This is a genomic window from Myxococcus sp. MH1 (genome assembly GCF_059738865.1).
In genome coordinates this window covers 1,863,950-1,880,817 of the sequence record NZ_AP026947.1, presented here as the reverse complement: position 1 = coordinate 1,880,817, position 16,868 = coordinate 1,863,950, and the positions used below count along the sequence as shown (strand labels likewise).

11 protein-coding genes are annotated in these 16,868 nt (G+C 70.6%); 4 read left to right on the top strand and 7 right to left on the bottom strand.

Annotated features, from left to right (window positions below; genetic code table 11):
- Positions 1-86: 86 nt before the first annotated feature.
- Positions 87-509: an HD domain-containing protein gene (locus AC6JA9_RS07705; RefSeq protein WP_046711464.1), complete on the top strand. Its 423-nt coding sequence runs from the start codon at positions 87-89 to the stop codon at positions 507-509.
- A gap of 105 nt (positions 510-614) precedes the next feature.
- Here the strand turns inward: AC6JA9_RS07705 and acnA are convergent, their stop codons facing one another.
- From acnA to AC6JA9_RS07680, 5 genes are all read right to left on the bottom strand, one after another.
- Positions 615-3,350, bottom strand: a complete 2,736-nt coding sequence (gene acnA / locus AC6JA9_RS07700) for an aconitate hydratase AcnA (RefSeq protein WP_223784840.1) — start codon at positions 3,348-3,350, stop codon at positions 615-617.
- A gap of 214 nt (positions 3,351-3,564) precedes the next feature.
- Entirely contained in the window at positions 3,565-4,812 is a 1,248-nt protein-coding gene (locus tag AC6JA9_RS07695) for a phospholipase D-like domain-containing protein (protein WP_370640318.1), read from the bottom strand.
- A 138-nt stretch (positions 4,813-4,950) separates the two neighbouring features.
- Complete coding sequence (locus tag AC6JA9_RS07690; protein ID WP_223784839.1) at positions 4,951-6,546, bottom strand: FHA domain-containing protein; 1,596 nt, start codon at positions 6,544-6,546, stop codon at positions 4,951-4,953.
- Between the two features lie 6 nt (positions 6,547-6,552).
- Entirely contained in the window at positions 6,553-7,482 is a 930-nt protein-coding gene (locus tag AC6JA9_RS07685; protein ID WP_141332140.1) for a helix-turn-helix transcriptional regulator, read from the bottom strand.
- Entirely contained in the window at positions 7,479-8,507 is a 1,029-nt protein-coding gene (locus tag AC6JA9_RS07680; protein WP_223746390.1) for a helix-turn-helix transcriptional regulator, read from the bottom strand. The genes AC6JA9_RS07685 and AC6JA9_RS07680 overlap by 4 nt, the downstream gene beginning before the upstream one ends.
- A gap of 247 nt (positions 8,508-8,754) precedes the next feature.
- On the opposite strand from AC6JA9_RS07680, the gene AC6JA9_RS07675 reads away from it, so the two are divergent.
- The gene (locus AC6JA9_RS07675; RefSeq protein WP_141332142.1) at positions 8,755-9,219 is read left to right on the top strand and encodes a hypothetical protein; all 465 of its coding nucleotides are present in this window, start codon (positions 8,755-8,757) and stop codon (positions 9,217-9,219) included.
- Positions 9,220-9,229: 10 nt separating this feature from the next.
- On the opposite strand, the gene proB is transcribed toward AC6JA9_RS07675, so the two are convergent.
- Positions 9,230-10,357, bottom strand: a complete 1,128-nt coding sequence (proB, locus tag AC6JA9_RS07670; protein WP_223784838.1) for a glutamate 5-kinase — start codon at positions 10,355-10,357, stop codon at positions 9,230-9,232.
- 163 nt (positions 10,358-10,520) lie between these two features.
- Here proB and hflX point away from each other — a divergent pair, with 163 nt between their 5' ends.
- Positions 10,521-12,173 carry a GTPase HflX gene (hflX, locus tag AC6JA9_RS07665; protein WP_141332144.1) on the top strand — a complete coding sequence of 551 codons (1,653 nt, stop codon included), beginning with the start codon at positions 10,521-10,523 and terminating at the stop codon, positions 12,171-12,173.
- Between the two features lie 51 nt (positions 12,174-12,224).
- On the top strand, positions 12,225-12,665 hold the full coding sequence (locus AC6JA9_RS07660; protein WP_046711455.1) for a hypothetical protein: 441 nt from the start codon (positions 12,225-12,227) through the stop codon (positions 12,663-12,665).
- Positions 12,666-12,822: 157 nt separating this feature from the next.
- On the opposite strand, the gene AC6JA9_RS07655 is transcribed toward AC6JA9_RS07660, so the two are convergent.
- Entirely contained in the window at positions 12,823-16,824 is a 4,002-nt protein-coding gene (locus AC6JA9_RS07655) for a non-ribosomal peptide synthetase (protein WP_483577159.1), read from the bottom strand.
- Positions 16,825-16,868 lie beyond the last annotated feature (44 nt).

Sequence of the window (16,868 nt, the reverse complement as noted above, 5' to 3'; positions counted from 1 at the left end):
GCGTCGCGCGAGGGGGCCCACCCACGCGCGACGCCCCGGCCTCCCGCGGCGACATCCTGGGCCTCCCGTCACGGAGGACACCTGGAATGCGCACGCTCGAAGACGCGATTGCCCTCGCGGTGGAGGCGCACCGCGGGCAGCGGGACAAGGCCGGACAGCCCTACATCCTGCACCCGCTGCGGCTGATGCTGAAGCTGGAGACGGAGGAGGAGCGCACCGTCGCCATCCTCCACGACGTGGTGGAGGACACGCCCTGGACGATTGAGCGCCTGCGCGAGCAGGGCTACGCGGAGCCCGTCCTGCGCGCGCTGGAGGGCCTCACCCGCCGCCAGGAGGAGTCCTACGAGGCCTTCATCGAGCGGCTGCGCCCGGACCCGCTGGCGCGCCGGGTGAAGCTGGCGGACCTGGAGGACAACATGGACGTGCGCCGGCTCACCCAGGTGACGGCGAAGGACATGGACCGGCTGGCGCGCTACCGCGCCGCCTGGGCGCGCCTGAAGCAGCTCTGAAGACACCACGGCCCGGAGCGCCGCAGCGGGCACTCCGGGCCGTCGTGTGAGCCGGCACCCCGCCGAGGAAAGCGGGGCCCGTCTCGTCTTCGTCTTCGCGGCGCGCTACGCCTTCGCCAGCTGGCGCAGCACGTACTGCAGGATGCCGCCGTGGCGGTAGTAGTCGAGCTCGTTGGGCGTGTCGATGCGGCACACCACCGTGAAGCTCTTCTCGCCGCCCTCGCCCGTGGCCTTCACGGTGAGCTTCTTCTGCGGCGCCAGGTCCTGCGCGACTCCGGTGATTTCGAACGCCTCGTGGCCGGTGAGGCCGAGCGACTGCGCGTCCTGGCCCGCCTCGAACTGCAGGGGCAGCACGCCCATGCCGACGAGGTTGGAGCGGTGGATGCGCTCGAAGCTCTTGGCGATGACGGCCTTCACGCCGAGCAGCTGCGTGCCCTTGGCGGCCCAGTCCCGGCTGGAGCCCGTGCCGTACTCGGCGCCGGCCAGCACCACCAGCGGCGTGCCGTCCGCCTGGTACTTCATGGACGCGTCGTAGATGCTCATCCGCTCGCGGGTGGGGATGTGGACGGTGACGCCACCCTCCACGCCGGGCACCAGCAGGTTCTTCAGGCGGATGTTGGCGAAGGTGCCGCGCACCATCACCTCGTGGTTGCCGCGGCGCGCGCCGTAGGAGTTGAAGTCCTTGGGCTCCACGCCCTCGGCCATGAGGTACTTGGCCGCCGGGCTCGTCTTGGCGATGTTGCCCGCGGGCGAGATGTGGTCCGTCGTCACGGAGTCACCCAGCAGCGCCAGCACGCGCGCGCCCTTGATGTCCTGCGTGGCCTTGGGCTCCTTCGGCAGGTTCTCGAAGAAGGGCGGCTTGCGCACGTAGGTGGACTTCTCATCCCACTGGAACGTGGAGCCCTTGCCCACGGGCAGCTGCTGCCAGAGCGCGTCGCCCTCCATGGCGTTGGCGTACTGGCTGCGGAACTGCTCGGGCTTCACCGACGCGCGGATGACCGCCTTGATTTCGTCGTTGGTGGGCCAGATGTCCTTGAGGAACACCTCGCGGCCGTTCGGGTCCGTGCCCAAGGGCTGCGTGTCCAGGTCCAGCCCCACCTCGCCCGCCAGCGCGTACGCCACCACGAGCGGGGGGCTCGCCAGGTAGTTCATGCGCACGTGCGGGTTGATGCGGCCCTCGAAGTTGCGGTTGCCGGAGAGCACCGCGGCCACCACGAGGTCGCCCTCGACGACGGCGTTGGCGACGGGCTCCGTCAGCGGACCCGAGTTGCCGATGCAGGTGGTGCAGCCGTAGCCCACCACGTGGAAGCCCACGGCCTCCAGGTACGGCAGCAGGCCGGAGTCACGCAGGTACTCGGTGACGACGCGGCTGCCCGGCGCCAGGCTGGTCTTCACCCAGGGCTTGGGGTTGAGGCCCTTCTCCACGGCCTTCTTGGCCAGGATGCCCGCGCCCACCAGCACCGCCGGGTTGGACGTGTTGGTGCAGGACGTGATCGACGCAATCACCACCGCGCCGTGGCCCAGCTGGTAGCTCTGGCGGCCCTGCTTCACGGTGACGCTCTGGGCCAGCCGCTCGGCGGGGACCTCGGCCGCGGGGGCCGCCTTGGCCTTGCCGCCGCCCTCGTCATCCTCGCCCTTGCTCTTGCCGGCGGAGAGCATCTCCACGAGCGACTTCTCGTAGCCGGACTTCATGTCCTTGAGGGGCACGCGGTCCTGCGGGCGCTTGGGGCCGGCGAGGCTGGGCACCACGGTGGACAGGTCCAGCTCCAGCGTGTCGCTGAAGAGGGGGTCCTGCGCGTCGGCCTTGAGCCACAGGCCCTGCTCCTTCGCGTACGCCTCCGTGAGGGCCACGACGGCCTCGGGGCGGCCGGTGAAGCGCAGGTAGTTGAGGCTCTCCTCGTCCACCGGGAAGAAGCCGATGGTGGCGCCGTACTCGGGCGCCATGTTGGCGATGGTCGCGCGGTCCGGCAGGGACAGGCCCTTGAGGCCGCTGCCGTAGAACTCCACGAACTTGCCGACCACGCCCTTCTTGCGGAGCATCTGCGTGACGGTGAGGACCAGGTCCGTCGCCGTGGCGCCCGCGGGCAGCTGGCCGGTGAGCTTGAAGCCCACCACCTGGGGGATGAGCATGGTAATCGGCTGGCCGAGCAGCGCGGCCTCCGCCTCGATGCCGCCCACACCCCAGCCCACCACGCCCAGGCCGTTGATCATCGTGGTGTGGCTGTCGGTGCCCACCAGCGTGTCCGGGTACACGGTGCTGCCCTGGCGGAACGTCACCTGCGCCAGGAACTCCAGGTTCACCTGGTGGCAGATGCCGATGTCCGGCGGGACGACGCCAAAGCCCTTGAACGCGCTCTGGCCCCAGCGCAGGAAGGCGTAGCGCTCGCGGTTGCGCTCGAACTCCAGCTCCGCGTTCTCCTTGAAGGCCGCCGTCGTCGCGAAGGAGTCGATCTGCACCGAGTGGTCGATGACCAGGTCGGCGGGGTTGCGCGGGTTGATCTTCGACGGGTCGCCGCCCATGGAGGCGAGCGCCTCACGCATGGCGGCCAGGTCCACGACGGCGGGGACGCCGGTGAAGTCCTGCAGCAGCACGCGCGCCGGGTGGAAGGAGATCTCCACGTCCGGGGTGGCCTTGGGGTCCCACGCGAGCATCTTCTCCACGTGCTCGCGCTTGACGACGCGCCCGTCCTCGTTGCGCAGCAGGTTCTCCAGCAGCACCTTCAGCGAGAAGGGCAGGCGGTCCACCGACGGGTGGGCCTTGGCCAGCTTGCTCAGGCTGAAGTAGTCATAGGTGGCCGAGCCCACCTGGAGCTTGGACTTCGTGCCGAAACTGTCGGTCATGTGCGGTGCCCTTCCGTGCGCAGGATGTGGGGACTTCTAGGCTCGCCTTTGACGCGTTGCAAAGGGTTCCTGCACACGCATCCGGCGATGGACGGTTGACCCAGCAAGGGTCCAGCCCCGCTCATCGGAACCATGCGTCCCGCTGGGGGAATGTCGTCCGCGACACCTCTTGCGTCACGGCGGGGCAGCCCCAGGACAACCCCGGGGCGGGCCCTCAGAGCACCTTGCGCAGGGCGTACAGGGCGCGCTCCAGCAGCTTGCGCCACAGGGGCCGGCGGCGGAACTCCGCCAGCGTCACCTCGCGGCAGTCGCCGCAGTCCGTCCGGAAGGACTCCTCCAGCTGCCGGCCCAGGCGCGGGTCGGCGAAGACGGCGTTGACCTCGTGGTTGAAGGCCAGGCTCAGCCGCTCCAGGTTGAACGAGCCCAGGGTACCCCAGGCCCCGTCCACGACGGCCGTCTTGGCGTGGAGCACGCCGCGCTGCCACTCGAAGATGCGCACGCCCGCGCCCAGGAGCTTCTCGTAGAAGGCGCGGGTGACGAACTCGAGGAGGGGGTGGTCCGAGCGGGCGTTGAGCAAGAGGCTCACCTCCACGCCCCGCCGGGCCGCGTCGCGCAGCGCGGCGACGAGCCGCCGGTCCGGCACGAAGTAGGCCGCGGCGATGAGCACGCTCTTGCGCGAGCGCTGGATGGCGTGCAGGTACGCCCGGTGGATGCTGCGGCGGCTGGACAGCACCGCCAGCCCCACCTGGCCCCGCGCGCCCCCGCCGCGCCGGCGCCGCAGCCGCCCCAGGCCCGTGGCCCAGCGGTGGAAGCGGTCCTGGAACATCATCCTCCACGTGGCGAGGAAGCGGCGCTCCAGCGCGTGCACCGCGGGCCCCTCGATGCGCAGCACGTCATCGCGCCAGCCGCCGCCCTCCCCCGCCGGCGCCCAGTGCGCGGAGATGTTGACGCCCCCGGTGAAGGCCACCTCCCCGTCGACGATGAGGATCTTCCGGTGGTCCCGGCGCAGCAGGTGGCGCCAGCCGCGCGACAGGTTGAAGGGCTTGAAGGGGCGGATGTCCACGCCGCGCTGGCGCAGGGTGTCGAAGTACGACTTGCGGCTGGTCCACGAGCCCACCGCGTCGTAGAGCACCTTCACGTGCACGCCCCGCTCGGCCGCCTCCGCGAGCGCCTGGCCGAACAGCTCACCGACGGCGTCGGTGATGAACATGTACGTCTCCAGGCGGATGTAGCGCCGCGCCCGGCGGATGGCGTCCAGCATCGCCGGATAGGCCTCCACGCCGTCGCGGAGCAGCTCGCACGCGTTGCCCCGGACCACCGAGTGGCCGCGCGGCAGGTAGTAGCGCGCCAGCAGGAGGCTGGAGACACCAGGGCTCCAGACGGGCGCCTGCTCCGGCAGGGGGCCCTGGGAACAGCCGGCCTCGGGCGGCTCCTCACCCGAGACACCCGTCCTCTCGCTCATGACCTCCAGGTCGCGCATGGCGACCTTACGGTGCGGACGGCCCCTCGCGCCGGCAACCCGACGGGCCTCGCGGACGGCCCCTCGGGGTGATGCACCGTCCTGTGCAGGACGGTGCATCCCGGCGAAAACCCGCGACGACTACAGCCCGTACTCGGCGCGCTTGTTCTCGGCGCGCGTGGCACACGGCTGGTCGTACTCGGGGAAGTACTGCTTCACGTGGTCCAGGGTGGCGGCGGCGCCCTTGTAGTTGCCCTGGTTGTAGTACTTCTCCACCTCGAGCAGGAGCTTGGCGCAGGTGCGGTCCAGCTCCTGCTGCGCGGTCTGCATGCGCTCGCGGGCCTCGTAGTAGAGGTCCGGCTTGGGCTCCGGGTGGGCCTCCAGCATCAGCCACGCCTCGCGGAAGCCCTTCCAGGCCTCGTAGCGGTTGCGCGCGCCGATGTCCGGCGTGTCGCTGTTCTTGCGGCCGCGCTTGTAGGACTCGCTGGCCTGGCGCACCAGCTCCTCGGGGAGCAGGTCCGGCAGGAGCGCGCGCTCCACCCACACGTTCCAGATGCGCCAGGGGTCCTCACCCGGCGGGTTCTTCGTGTTGTCGAAGACGATGCGGTTGGGCTCGCCCTTCTTCAGGTGCTGGGCGGGAATCATCAGCTCCAGGGAGCGGTCCTGGCTGGCCAGCGTGTCCGGGGGCACCTTGCCCACGTCCACGCCGTTGACGCTCACCATCACCTCGTCCTTGGAGATGCCCTGCGCCTGGTAGTGGAGGATGACCACCGCGCGGGTGGCGGCGGTGTACTCCCACTCGAAGATCTTCATGTCCGGGCGGTTCCACGTCACGTCCGGCCCCAGGCCGAACGAGTCGCGGATGGGCTGCCCGGTGAGCATCGCGGGCTCCTCGCCCACGGGGCCCGTGTCCACGCCGCTGAGCACCAGCCAGTACAGGAGGCCGAAGATGCCCAGCACCAGCACCACGGCGCCGCCGATGATGCCGCCGCGCACCATGTTGGTGGCGTCCGCCCAGAACAGCTTCGCGCTGGCGACCAGGCCCGGCGACTCGCGGCGGATGCGGGCGCGCTCGGCGGCGGACAGGCCGCTGGCGGCGCCCGCGTTGGAGGTCGGCCTGGAGCGCACGGGCGCTGAAGCCCCGGTGCCGGGACGGGCGCGCGCGGGGGCGGAGGACGCGGCGCGCTCGATGGCCGCGGGGGCCTCCGCCGACGCGGGCAGCGCGGCGCGCGCGCCACTCTGGCCGGCCGGACGCAGGGCCCGGAGGTTGTTGCGCGTGGCGCCCTGGCGCATCTCCGCCAGGGACTGCTCGTCGGCGCCCTCGGGGGCCAGGGCCACGCCCTTGTTGCGCTGACGCTTGAGCGCGTCCACGGACACGATGCGCGTGCTGTTCGCGCCGTCCTCGGCGCCGGCGGGTATCTCCTCCTCGCCGGTGGCGGCGTCGGCCGTCATCAGCGTGAAGACGAACGTCACCGGCCCCAGGGTCAGCTTGTCGCCGTCCTCCAGGGCCTGCGTCTGCACGGAGGTGCCATTGAGCAGGGTGCCATTGGCGCTGCCCTGGTCCTCGACGCTGTAGGCGTCACCGTCGAGGAACAGGCGGCAGTGGCGGCGGGAGACACCTGGGTCGTACAGCACGACGTCGCATTCGGACGTACGACCGATGAGCACGGAGTCCTGGTCGAAGACGAACTCCTTGCCGGCGTCTTTTCCCTCGGAGATCGTCAGCTGGAAAGGCATGGGGCTCTACAATCCTATCGAGGCTCGCGCCGCTCGGGCAACGGCGGCTCGCGCGGAGACGGGTTCCATCACCTCCGCCTCGCCCCCGAAGGACAGCACCCACTGCGTGAGCCAGCGCTCGCTGTCGCCGGCCACCAGGACCTCCACGCCCCCGTCAGCGAGCGGGCGGGCGTCCTGGCCGAAGCGCTCCTTCACGTAGGGCGCCGCCACGGGCGAGAAGCGCACGCGGACGGACGCCTCGGAGCGGCTCCGGGCGGGATTGGGGACATCCGCCCGGGCATCGGGCGGGGGGAGGAAGGGGGTGTCGGTGACGGCCAGGTCCTCCATCCGGTCCAGCCGGAACAGTCGGGCGTCCTGCCGGGTGTGGCAGAAGCCCTGCAGATACCACTGCCCCCGGTGACTGAGCAGTTCGTACGGGCGCACCCTGCGGGGCTCGGCGGGGCGTCCGGGGCTGGCATATCCGAAGGTGACTTCTCGCCGCTCGAGAATCGCACGGGTGAGCGGCCCCAGGGCCTGGGGCGCCTCGGCGGAGGCGTCTATCTTCCGGTACATCTCCCGGTAGCGCTCGCGCACCTGGGGCGGCAGCACGCGCTCCAGCTTCTGCAGGGCGCTCTGCAGCGCGTCCCCGGAGGCCGGCCGGAGCAGCTCCGCCGCGGCGGCCAGGGCCGCGGCCTCCCCCGCCGTCAGCCGGGGCGGCGCGAACAGGCGCTGGTCCAGGTCCACGTAGACGCGGTCGTTGTCCACGTAGATGTCGATGTAGTCGTCCGGGTTGAAGGGCGGCCGGCCCACGCACGTGAGCAGGTCCAGCTCCTCCAGCAGGTCCTCCCGGCTGACGTTGAGGGCGCGCGCGAGCGCCTCCACCGTGACGCCGGGGTTCTTGGACACGTAGGGGACGAGGAACAGCAGGCGGCGGAGCCGCTCGTGGACGTTGCTCATGCGCTCACCTTGTCTTCCTGCGCGTCCGCGTGGCGGTTGGCCACGCGCGCGGCCATCTCCCGCAGGCGGGCACAGGCGCTCTCGGGTCCCTCCACCACGCAGTCCGCCCCCAGCGACAGGCAGAAGCGCACCAGGCCATCCAGGAAGCTCACCTTGAGGTGGGCCCGGGTGATGCCCCCTTCGGCCACCTGCTCCAGCACGGCGCCGGGGAACAGGCCCGAGGCGCGCGAGGCCAGCGCGCCCGACAGCCGCAGCACCACCTCCTGCGGCTCGTGGAAGCGGTGCTGCCACGGGAAGTACGCCACGTGGTTGTCGAGCGAGAAGTCCTCCGGCACCTGGAAGTCCGGGGTGCGCGGGCGCGCGGTGTTCACCTTCAGCTCGCGCACGCGGTGGACATGGAAGGTGCGCAGGCCGCCGCGCAACTGGCAGTGGCCCACCAGCGTCCACACGCCGCGCCGGAGCGCCAGGCCATACGGGTCCACGCGGCGCTGGGTGGCGTGGGGGTGCTTGGGGCTGGCGTAGGAAATCTCCACCCACTTGCGCGCGGCGCACGCGTCCCAGAGCTGCTCCAGGCGGGCGGAGATCTCCTTCTCCTGTCCCTCCTGCACCGCGCCCAGCTCCATGCGGACCCTGGGCGTGGGCAGCGACTGGCCGGCGAAGAAGCCAATCTTGCGCAGGGCGTGCGCCAGGTCATCGCGGCCGGGGAAGGCGCCGGACGTGAGCGCGGCGGAGCCGGCGGCGTAGAGCACGGCCAGCTCCTCCTTGGTGAGGTCCGCCTCCGGGAGGTAGTAGGCGTCGCGGTCGACGATGTAGCCGTCGCGGCGCTCGTCGTCTCCCTGGACGTAGGTGAGCGGGAAGCCCAGCTCCACCAGCTCCGCCTTGTCGCGCTCGAACTTGCGCTCGGCGGCGTCGTCCGAGCCTCCGTAATCAGCGGGGAAGTGCTCGCGCAGCTCGGCCCAGGAGATGGGCTCGCGCGCGTCGAGCAAGAGGGCCACGAGGTCGAGGATGCGTTCGGTGCGGTCCATTCGGGAAGGTCGGCGACGATGCCGGGCGGACCCCAGGGGGTCAAGGAAGGGGCACGTGACAGGAGGAAAACAACGGCCCGGCCCGCACGCGTCCAGGCCAGATAGCCAGCCAAGACTGAACAGGCAAGCAGGTAATTGATTGTGTGATGGTTGCGACACAGGTGGGAAGGTTGAACCCGCCAAGGAGGGCTCGCACTATGGGCGCGACTTGGGATATTCCTGCGCCAGCTTCAGAAGGGACCTCTCCATGAACCGCACCTTCCGTGACGTGGTCGCCGGGCTGGCACTGCTGGTGGGGTTGTTCTGCGGGATGATGCCTGCCTCCGCTGAAGCCGAGCCCCTCTATTTCGCCGTGGAGGTCTGGCGCGACGGGCGGCTGGTGGCCCAGCCCAAGCTGCTCGGAGAGACGGGCCGCACGCTGCGCGCCGAGCGCCGTCGCCCGGGCGCCGCCACGGCGGACTACCGACTGGTGCTGATGCCGCGCGCCGAGGGCGAGTCCTTCCTCCTCCAGCTGGACCTGCTGCTGCCGGAGGCCAAGGGCCACTCGGAGCTGGCGCTGCTCCACGGCCAGCAGCGCAAGCTGCAGCTCGGCCGCGTGCCGGGCGAGCTGGAAGTGTCGCTGCTCCTGATGAAGGTGGACTCGCCCGAGTTCCGAGCCCTCATGCAGCTGGGCACCGACGGCGGCAAGAGCGGCACCTCCTGCTCCATCTGATCCACGCCGGCTACAGCACCGCCAGGTCGTCGCGGTGCACGGCCTCATCCAGGTAGCGGTACCCCAACACGGACTCGATGTCCGACGTGCGCCGTCCGGCGATGCGCCGCAGCTCGTCCGCGCCGTAGGACGCCAGCCCCCGCGCGAACACCTCGCCGGACGCGTCCGCCAGGTCCACCGGGTCGCCCCGGTCGAAGTCGCCCGTCACCTGCTTCACGCCGCTGGGCAGGAGGCTGCGCTTGCCGTGGACGATGGCCTCGCGCGCGCCGGCATCCACGGTGAGTGTGCCCAGGGGCCGCAGCGCATGGGCAATCCACGCGGCGCGGGAGCCCCGGCGCGCGCCGGTGGGCTCGAAGAGGGTGCCCACGGGCTCACCCTCCAGCACGGCGCGCAGCCGGCCGGGCAAGGCGCCCGAGGTGATGACGCCCCGGATGCCCTGCTCGGCGGCGCTCGCGGCGGCGCGGACCTTGGTCGCCATGCCGCCGGTGCCCACGCCGCTGGAGGTGCCCCCCGCGAGCGCGAGGACGTCGGAGGTGACCTCCTCCACGGTGTCCAGCAGGCGCGCGCCCGCGTCGCGGCGGGGGTCCGCGGTGAACAGGCCCTCCACGTCGGAGAGCAGCACCAGCGCGTCGGCCTCCACCACGCCGGCCACCAGGCCCGCCAGCGTGTCGTTGTCACCGAACTTCAGCTCGTCCACGGAGACAGTGTCGTTCTCGTTGATGACGGGCACCACGGACGCGGACAACAGGCGCTCCAGGGTGTGCTTCACGTTGAGGTAGCGCCGCCGGTCCCGCATGTCCTCGTGGGTGAGCAGCACCTGGGCCACCGCCTGTCCCTGGGCGCCGAAGACGTCCTCGTACGCCTGCATCAGCCGGCTCTGTCCCACCGCGGCGCACGCCTGCTTGCCCGGGATGTCGCGAGGGCGCGAGCCCAGGCCCAGCCGCTCCATGCCCAGGGCGATGGCGCCGCTGGACACCACCACCAGCTCGCGGCCCTGGGCCGCCCACAGCAGGTCCTCCCCCAGCGCCACGAAGTGCTCGCGGTTGAAGCGGCCGGTGGCGTGCGTGAGGGCGTTGGTGCCGATCTTCACCACCACGCGCTTCGCGGCGCGCAGGGCGTTACGTCCCGAGTGAGTCACGTCCGCGAGCGTAGGACGGAAAAGGAAACAGGGCGCAAGGGCCGTGTGTTCACTACGGTTCCGGCAACCCGGGCCGGAGGGGCGTGTCAGCCACATCGTTGGGGCGCCGTATAAAGTGCCGGGAAGGACGGGGTCAGCCGGCTTCCGTCAGGAGAGCAAGCGTTTGAAGGAAATCTACGGCAACACCCTGGGCCTCAAGGCGAACGAGCAACACCGGCTGCGGAACACCTTCCGCCGGCGCGTGTCGCCTCACGAAATCGTGTCGCCCGAGCTCGCCCGCCACCTCACCGAGCTGTCCCACGAGACGAACCGACAGGTGGGCGTGCTCATCAACCGCAAGGGGGAAATCGAGCACGTGGTGGTGGGCAATGCCCACAAGCTGGAGCTGCCGGACATCGGCCGCGCGCGTGCGGGCCAGGTGCGTCTGCGTGGCCTGCGGCTGGTGCACACGCACCTCAAGAGCGAGCCGCTCACCAAGGACGACCTGACGGACCTGGCGCTGTTGCGCCTGGACTGCGTGGCCGCGGTGGGCGTGGGACAGGAGGGGCTGCCGGGCGTGCTGCACTACGCCCACCTCGTGCCGGAGAACGGCACGGGTGAGTTCTGGCAGGTCACCACCCTGCCCTCCGTGCACCTGGAGCAGCCGGACCTCATCGACACGCTGGACGCGCTGGAGGAGGAGTTCAACCGCAAGGCGGCGGCGCGCGCGGTGAGTGGGCGGGAGAAGGCCATCCTCGTGGCGGTGTGCCTGGACGGCAACCGGGCGCAGGCGGAGGCGAGCCTCGCGGAGCTCAGGGAGCTGGCGCGCACCGCGGGCGTGGAGGTGGTGGACAGCGTGCTCCAGGTGAAGCGCGAGGCGGACCCTCGCTACCTCATCGGGCGGGGCAAGCTGGAGGACCTGAACCTGCGCTCGATGCAGTCCATGGTGGACCTGCTCATCTTCGACAAGGACCTCACCCCCTCGCAGGGGCGCCACATCGGCGAGGCCACCAGCCTCAAGGTCCTGGACCGCACCCAGCTCATCCTCGACATCTTCGCGCAGCGCGCGCAGAGCGCCGAGGGCAAGCTCCAGGTGGAGCTGGCGCAGCTGAAGTACCGGCTGCCGCGGTTGGTGCAGAGCGATGACTCGCTCAGCCGGCTCGCGGGCGGCATCGGCGGGCGCGGCCCCGGTGAGACGAAGCTGGAAATCGACCGACGCCGGGTGCGCGAGCGAATCACGCATCTGGAGAAGCGCATCGACACGATTGGCCGGGAGCGCAGCGTGCGGCGGGCGCAGCGAAACCGCCGCGAGCTGCCGGTCATCTCCATCGTCGGGTACACCAACGCGGGCAAGTCCACGTTGCTCAACGCGATCACGAACGCGCAGGTGCTGGCGGAGAACAAGCTGTTCGCCACGCTGGACCCGACGAGCCGCAGGCTGCGCTTCCCGCAGGAGCGCGAGGTCATCATCACCGACACGGTGGGCTTCATCCGGGACCTGCCCAAGGACCTGGTGGCGGCCTTCCGCGCGACGCTGGAGGAGCTGTACGACGCGAGCCTCCTGTTGCACGTGGTGGACGCGGGCGACCCGGCGCGCGACGACCAGGTGGAGGCGGTGGAGAAGATCCTGTCGTCGCTGGGGTTGATGGAGAAGCCCCGGTTGATGGTGTGGAACAAGGCGGACCTGCTCTCCGCGGAGGAGGTGGAGTCGCTGCTTCGCTCGCGGGGCGGGGTGGCCATCAGCGCCCAGACACGCGACGGGCTGCAGACCCTCCTGGCGAAGGCGGACACCACGCTGTTCGCAGAAGGGGCGTCCGAGTCGATGGGCATCGTCTGACGCGGCGTGCGGGTTGCGAGGTGGCATGGCTCCCCCTAGAGTCGGGGGGCCGTGTCCATCTCCCTCGCGTCCACCTTGTCGTCGGTCCTGCTCGCCCAGGCGGTGCCGGACTACACCCGTCCCGTCTCCTCCATGTCTCCGAAGTACTTCGAGATTTTGGAGCAGAACAGCCACATCATCTACCCGCTGGTGGCGGTGCTGACGCTGGTGCTCATCGCCGCGGGCATCCTCCAGGCGTGGAGGACGCAGGACCTGGACGGCCTGCAGAAGAGCGAGTTCAAGAAGGCCATCGTCAACGAGCTGCGCAGCAACATCACCGGACTGCCGGGTGACGTGCTGGCGAAGGCCGTGGGGCTGGACCGACTGAAGACCCACCGTTTGCTGGAGCAGATGCAGCAGGACGGCATGGTGGTGAGCCACACCAACTCGCAGCGCCTGACGGTCTGGCGCATCCGTGGCGCCGCCCCCGAGGCGAGCGCCCGGCGCTACTGAGGTCGTCTGTGAACGAGGGGGGAAGCATGCAGTTCACGATTGCTCACTGCGACTACCCCAGCTCCGGGGAGATGTTCCTCTACTTCAGCCTCTTCCTTGTCATCACTCTCGGTCCGTTGCTCGTGTGGTGGCTGCGTCGCGGCGCCAGGCGCTCCGGCTACGGACTGTCTTCGACCTCGTCCAGGTAGCCCCGAAGGACTGACGCCACCTGTCCCACGTCGGGGGCGCGCAGGATGGAGTAGTGGTCTCCTGCAATCGCGTGCACGGTGAGCGCGCCTGTCGCCACCTGCTCCCAGCCGTGAACACGGCGAGTGCCCGTCGCTTCGATGGAGACGACAGGCCCTGAATAGGGCTTGGGCACGTAGCGCCACGCGGCCAACAGGTTCACCTCGAAGACGCGGCGCAAGGCACTGAGTGACGGTGTGACGCCACTCCCCTGCTCGCGAGCGTGGGTCTCCAGGATGCGCAGCAGCGCCTCGGGTGTCTCGGCGCTCTGCGCGGCTTCGCCGTGTCCCATCGCGCGCAGCAGGTCGAGGTGGAACAGCTCGCCGAAGCGCTGAGCCTCGTCGTGCCCTGGCGCGGCGCCGTCTCCATCGTACGGACGCACGAAGCCGTCGATGAGCGCGAGCACCTCCACCCGCTCTCCTCGCTGCTCGAGCTGGTGCGCCATCTCCCACGCGATGCTGGCGCCCATCGACCAGCCTCCGAGCCGATAGGGCCCGTGCGGCTGCACGTCTCGCATCGCCGCGAGGTAGAGGCTCGCCATCTCGGGGACGCTCTCGCAGGGCGGCGCTTCCCCATCGAGCCCACGGGATTCAAGTCCGTGGAACGACTGCTCCGGCCCCAAGTGCTTCGCGAGCTCCGCGTAGCTCAGCACCGTGCCGCCCACGGGATGCACACAGAAGAAGGGCCGACGTCCACGTCCCTCGGTCAGTCGCACCAGCGGAGTCCAGGACGACGACTCACGTCGCAGCACCGAGGCCACGTGCTCCACCGTCGCGCGCTGGAAGAGCGCGGCCACCGGCAGGCTCCTGCCCACGACGCCACGGATGCGCGCGAGCAACCGGATGGCCATCAGCGAGTGACCTCCCAGCGCGAAGAAGTCCTCCGTCACGCCGACAGGGCGGACGCCCAGCACCTCTTCCCACACGCCCACCAGCGCGCGCTCCAGTGCGTCGCGAGGTTCCTGGTGTCCTTCGCGAGCCACGCGTTGGAACGAGCCCGGAGCGGGCAGCGCCTTGCGGTCCACCTTGCCCGTGGGCGCCAGAGGCAGTGTGTCCAGGCGCACGAGCACACTCGGCACCAGATACTCCGGCAACCGTGTTTCGAGGCGCCCGCGCAGCACCTCCACGTCACACGGCGCCTCGTGCACCACGTAGCCCACCAGTCGCTTCTCGCCGCCCTCTTCCTGCCTCGCCACCACCACCGCGTCCCTCACGCCCGGCAGCGCCTTCAGCGCCACCTCCACCTCGCCCAGCTCCACGCGGAAGCCACGCACCTTCACCTGTCCGTCCACGCGCCCCAGGAACTCCAGGTTCCCGTCGCCGAGCCACCGCGCCTTGTCGCCCGTGCGATACAGCCGCGCCCCCGGCACCTCGCTCAGCGCATCCGGGATGAAGCGCTCCGCGGTCAGCTCCGCCCTGCCCCAATACCCGTGCGCGAGGCTCGCGCCGCCGACGTACACCTCTCCCACCACGCCCACGGGGCTCGGCGCGCCCCGCTCGTCCAGCACGTACACCTTCACGTTGGAGATGGGCGTCCCCACGGGAGGCAACGCTGGCCAGGTCGATGGCGGGCCTCGCGCCCTCCAGGCCGTGACGACGTGCGCCTCCGACGGGCCATACTGGTTCTCCAGCACGCAGCCTGGCAGTCGCTCGAAGAAGGACACCAGCGCGGGCGTCACCTGCAACTGCTCACCCGCCGTCACCACCTCGCGCAGGGGCGGCAGCTTCGCTTCATGCTGCGCCACCTCGCACAGCGCCTGGAGCGCCACGAAGGGCAGATACAAGCGCCCCACTCCATGCGCCACCATGCGCCCGAGCAGCGCCACCGGGTCCTTGCGCTCCGCCTCCACCACCAGCAACACCGTGCCGCCCAGACACCACGTGCCGAACAGCTCCTGGAACGACACATCGAAGTTCAGCGACGCGAACTGCAGCGTCGTCGCACCCGGGTCCACGGTGCGCGCGAGCATCCACCGCAGCATGTTCCCCACCGCGCGATGGGACATGAGGATGCCCTTGGGACGCCCCGTGCTCCCCGACGTGTAGACGAAGTAGCAGGGCGTCTCGGGAGACAGGGACAGCGCTGGAGCCTGTCCGGGCCTCGTCCGGATTCGCGCGGCCTCGTCCTCCAGGCGCACCCGCCTCGTCCCCGGATGCTCGGGAAGCGCGCGTCCGAGCTCTCCCTGCACCAGCACCACCGGCGCGCCCGTGTCCTCCAGCATCTGCGCCAGACGCTGGGCCGGATAGCTCGGGTCCAGGGGAAGGAACGCCGCGCCCGCCTTCAGCGTGGCCAGCACCGCCACCGGCATCTCCAGGTCGCCACGCTCCAGGCACAGGCCCACCGTGCTCCCTGGCGTCACCCCCAACGCGAGCAGGTGATGCGCGAGCTGATTCGCGCGCTGCTCCAGCTCGGCGTAGGTCAGCGAGGCCACGCCATCCGTCACCGCCACGGCGTCAGGCGAGCGCGCCACCTGGGCCTCGACCCACGCGTGCATCAGCCCCGCGACAGCGTCCGGTGTCTCGCGCCCACTCCACTCGCGCAGCAGCTGCCGCCGCTCCGATTCCGCGAGCAGCGGCGCATCACCGACGCGCACGCTCGGGTCAGCCACCAGTCCCTCCAGCAGCGTCACGTAGTGCCCCGCCATCCTCCGCGCCGTCGCCGCGTCGAACAGCGCGGTGTTGTACTCCCAGAAGCCCACCCAGCCCTCGGGCGTCTCGCGCAGGAAGCAGATGAGGTCGAACTTCGACATGCCAGAGTCGAAGGACACCTCCTGCTCCACCAACCCCGGCAACGACGGCAGCGAGCGCGGCCCCTGGATGACGAACATCACCTGGAACAGCGGCGAGCGACTCAAGTCACGCGGCGGGCGCAGCGCCTCCACCAGCGTCTCGAACGGGACGTCCTGTCGCGCATAGGCGCCCAGACACACCTGCCGCACCCGGCCCAGGAGCGAACGGAAGGACTCCTCCGGGTCCACGTCCACACGGGGCGCGAGCGTGTTGACGAAGAACCCGATGAGGTTCTCCAGCTCGCGCCGGTTGCGTCCCGAGATGGGCGTCCCCACCACCACGTCACGCTGTCCGCTGTAGCGCGACATCAACACCTGGAAGCACGCGAGCAGCAGCATGAACGGCGTCACGCTCTCGGCGCGCCCCAGGGCCTTCACCGCCTGGGAGAGCGATGGAGACAGCGGCACCGCCACGGTGGCGCCCAGGAAGGTCTGCACGGGAGGTCGGGGCCGGTCCAGGGGAAGCTCCAGCGAGGGAGCGGCTCCCGTCAGCAGCTCCGTCCACCACGCGAGCTGCTCATCCAGCAGCTCCCCCTTCAGCCAGTCGCGCTGCCACACCGCGTGGTCCGCGTACTGGATGGGCAGCGCGGGCAACACGGGCGCGCGCCCTTCGGTGTGGGCCGCGTAAAGCTCCCGCAGGTCGCGCTCCAGCACGCCCAGCGACCATCCGTCGCAGGAGATGTGATGCAGCATCAGGAGCAACACGTGGTCGTCTTCCGCCACGCGCAGCAGCCGGGCGCGCAGCATCGGCCCCGTGCCCAGGTCGAACGGGCGCCGCGCCTCCGCCTCCGCTTCGCGCCGTGCCTCGGCCTCGTCGGCGACCTGCGCCACCCGCAGCGTCACCGCGACCTCTGGCAGGATGTGCTGCACCGGCCGCCCCGCCTCCTCGCCGAACGTGGTGCGCAAGGACTCGTGCCGTCGCACCAGGTCCGACAACGCGCGCTCCAGCGCCGGGACATCCAGGCGCCCCTGGAGCCGCGCGAAGAAGGGCACGTTGTAGGAGAAGCCTCCCGCGTCCACCTGAGAGAGGAACCACAGGCGCTGCTGGGCGAAGGACAGCGGAGGCGCCGTGTCCCTCGACACGGGCACCAGGGGAGGGAACCCCCGCCCCCTCCCCACCACTCGCTTCGGCTCGGGCGCGGCCATGGCTGCACCTCCGCCGACACTTATAGCGCCAAGCGACGTGCGGG

Excerpts from the sequence above, each read along its gene's own strand:
- AC6JA9_RS07705 (WP_046711464.1), top strand. The coding sequence starts at position 87 with ATGCGCACGCTCGAAGACGCGATTGCCCTCGCGGTGGAGGCGCACCGC.
- acnA (WP_223784840.1), bottom strand. The coding sequence starts at position 3,350 with ATGACCGACAGTTTCGGCACGAAGTCCAAGCTCCAGGTGGGCTCGGCC.
- AC6JA9_RS07695 (WP_370640318.1), bottom strand. The coding sequence starts at position 4,812 with ATGAGCGAGAGGACGGGTGTCTCGGGTGAGGAGCCGCCCGAGGCCGGC.
- AC6JA9_RS07690 (WP_223784839.1), bottom strand. The coding sequence starts at position 6,546 with ATGCCTTTCCAGCTGACGATCTCCGAGGGAAAAGACGCCGGCAAGGAG.
- AC6JA9_RS07685 (WP_141332140.1), bottom strand. The coding sequence starts at position 7,482 with ATGAGCAACGTCCACGAGCGGCTCCGCCGCCTGCTGTTCCTCGTCCCC.
- AC6JA9_RS07680 (WP_223746390.1), bottom strand. The coding sequence starts at position 8,507 with ATGGACCGCACCGAACGCATCCTCGACCTCGTGGCCCTCTTGCTCGAC.
- AC6JA9_RS07675 (WP_141332142.1), top strand. The coding sequence starts at position 8,755 with ATGAACCGCACCTTCCGTGACGTGGTCGCCGGGCTGGCACTGCTGGTG.
- AC6JA9_RS07655 (WP_483577159.1), bottom strand. The coding sequence starts at position 16,824 with ATGGCCGCGCCCGAGCCGAAGCGAGTGGTGGGGAGGGGGCGGGGGTTC.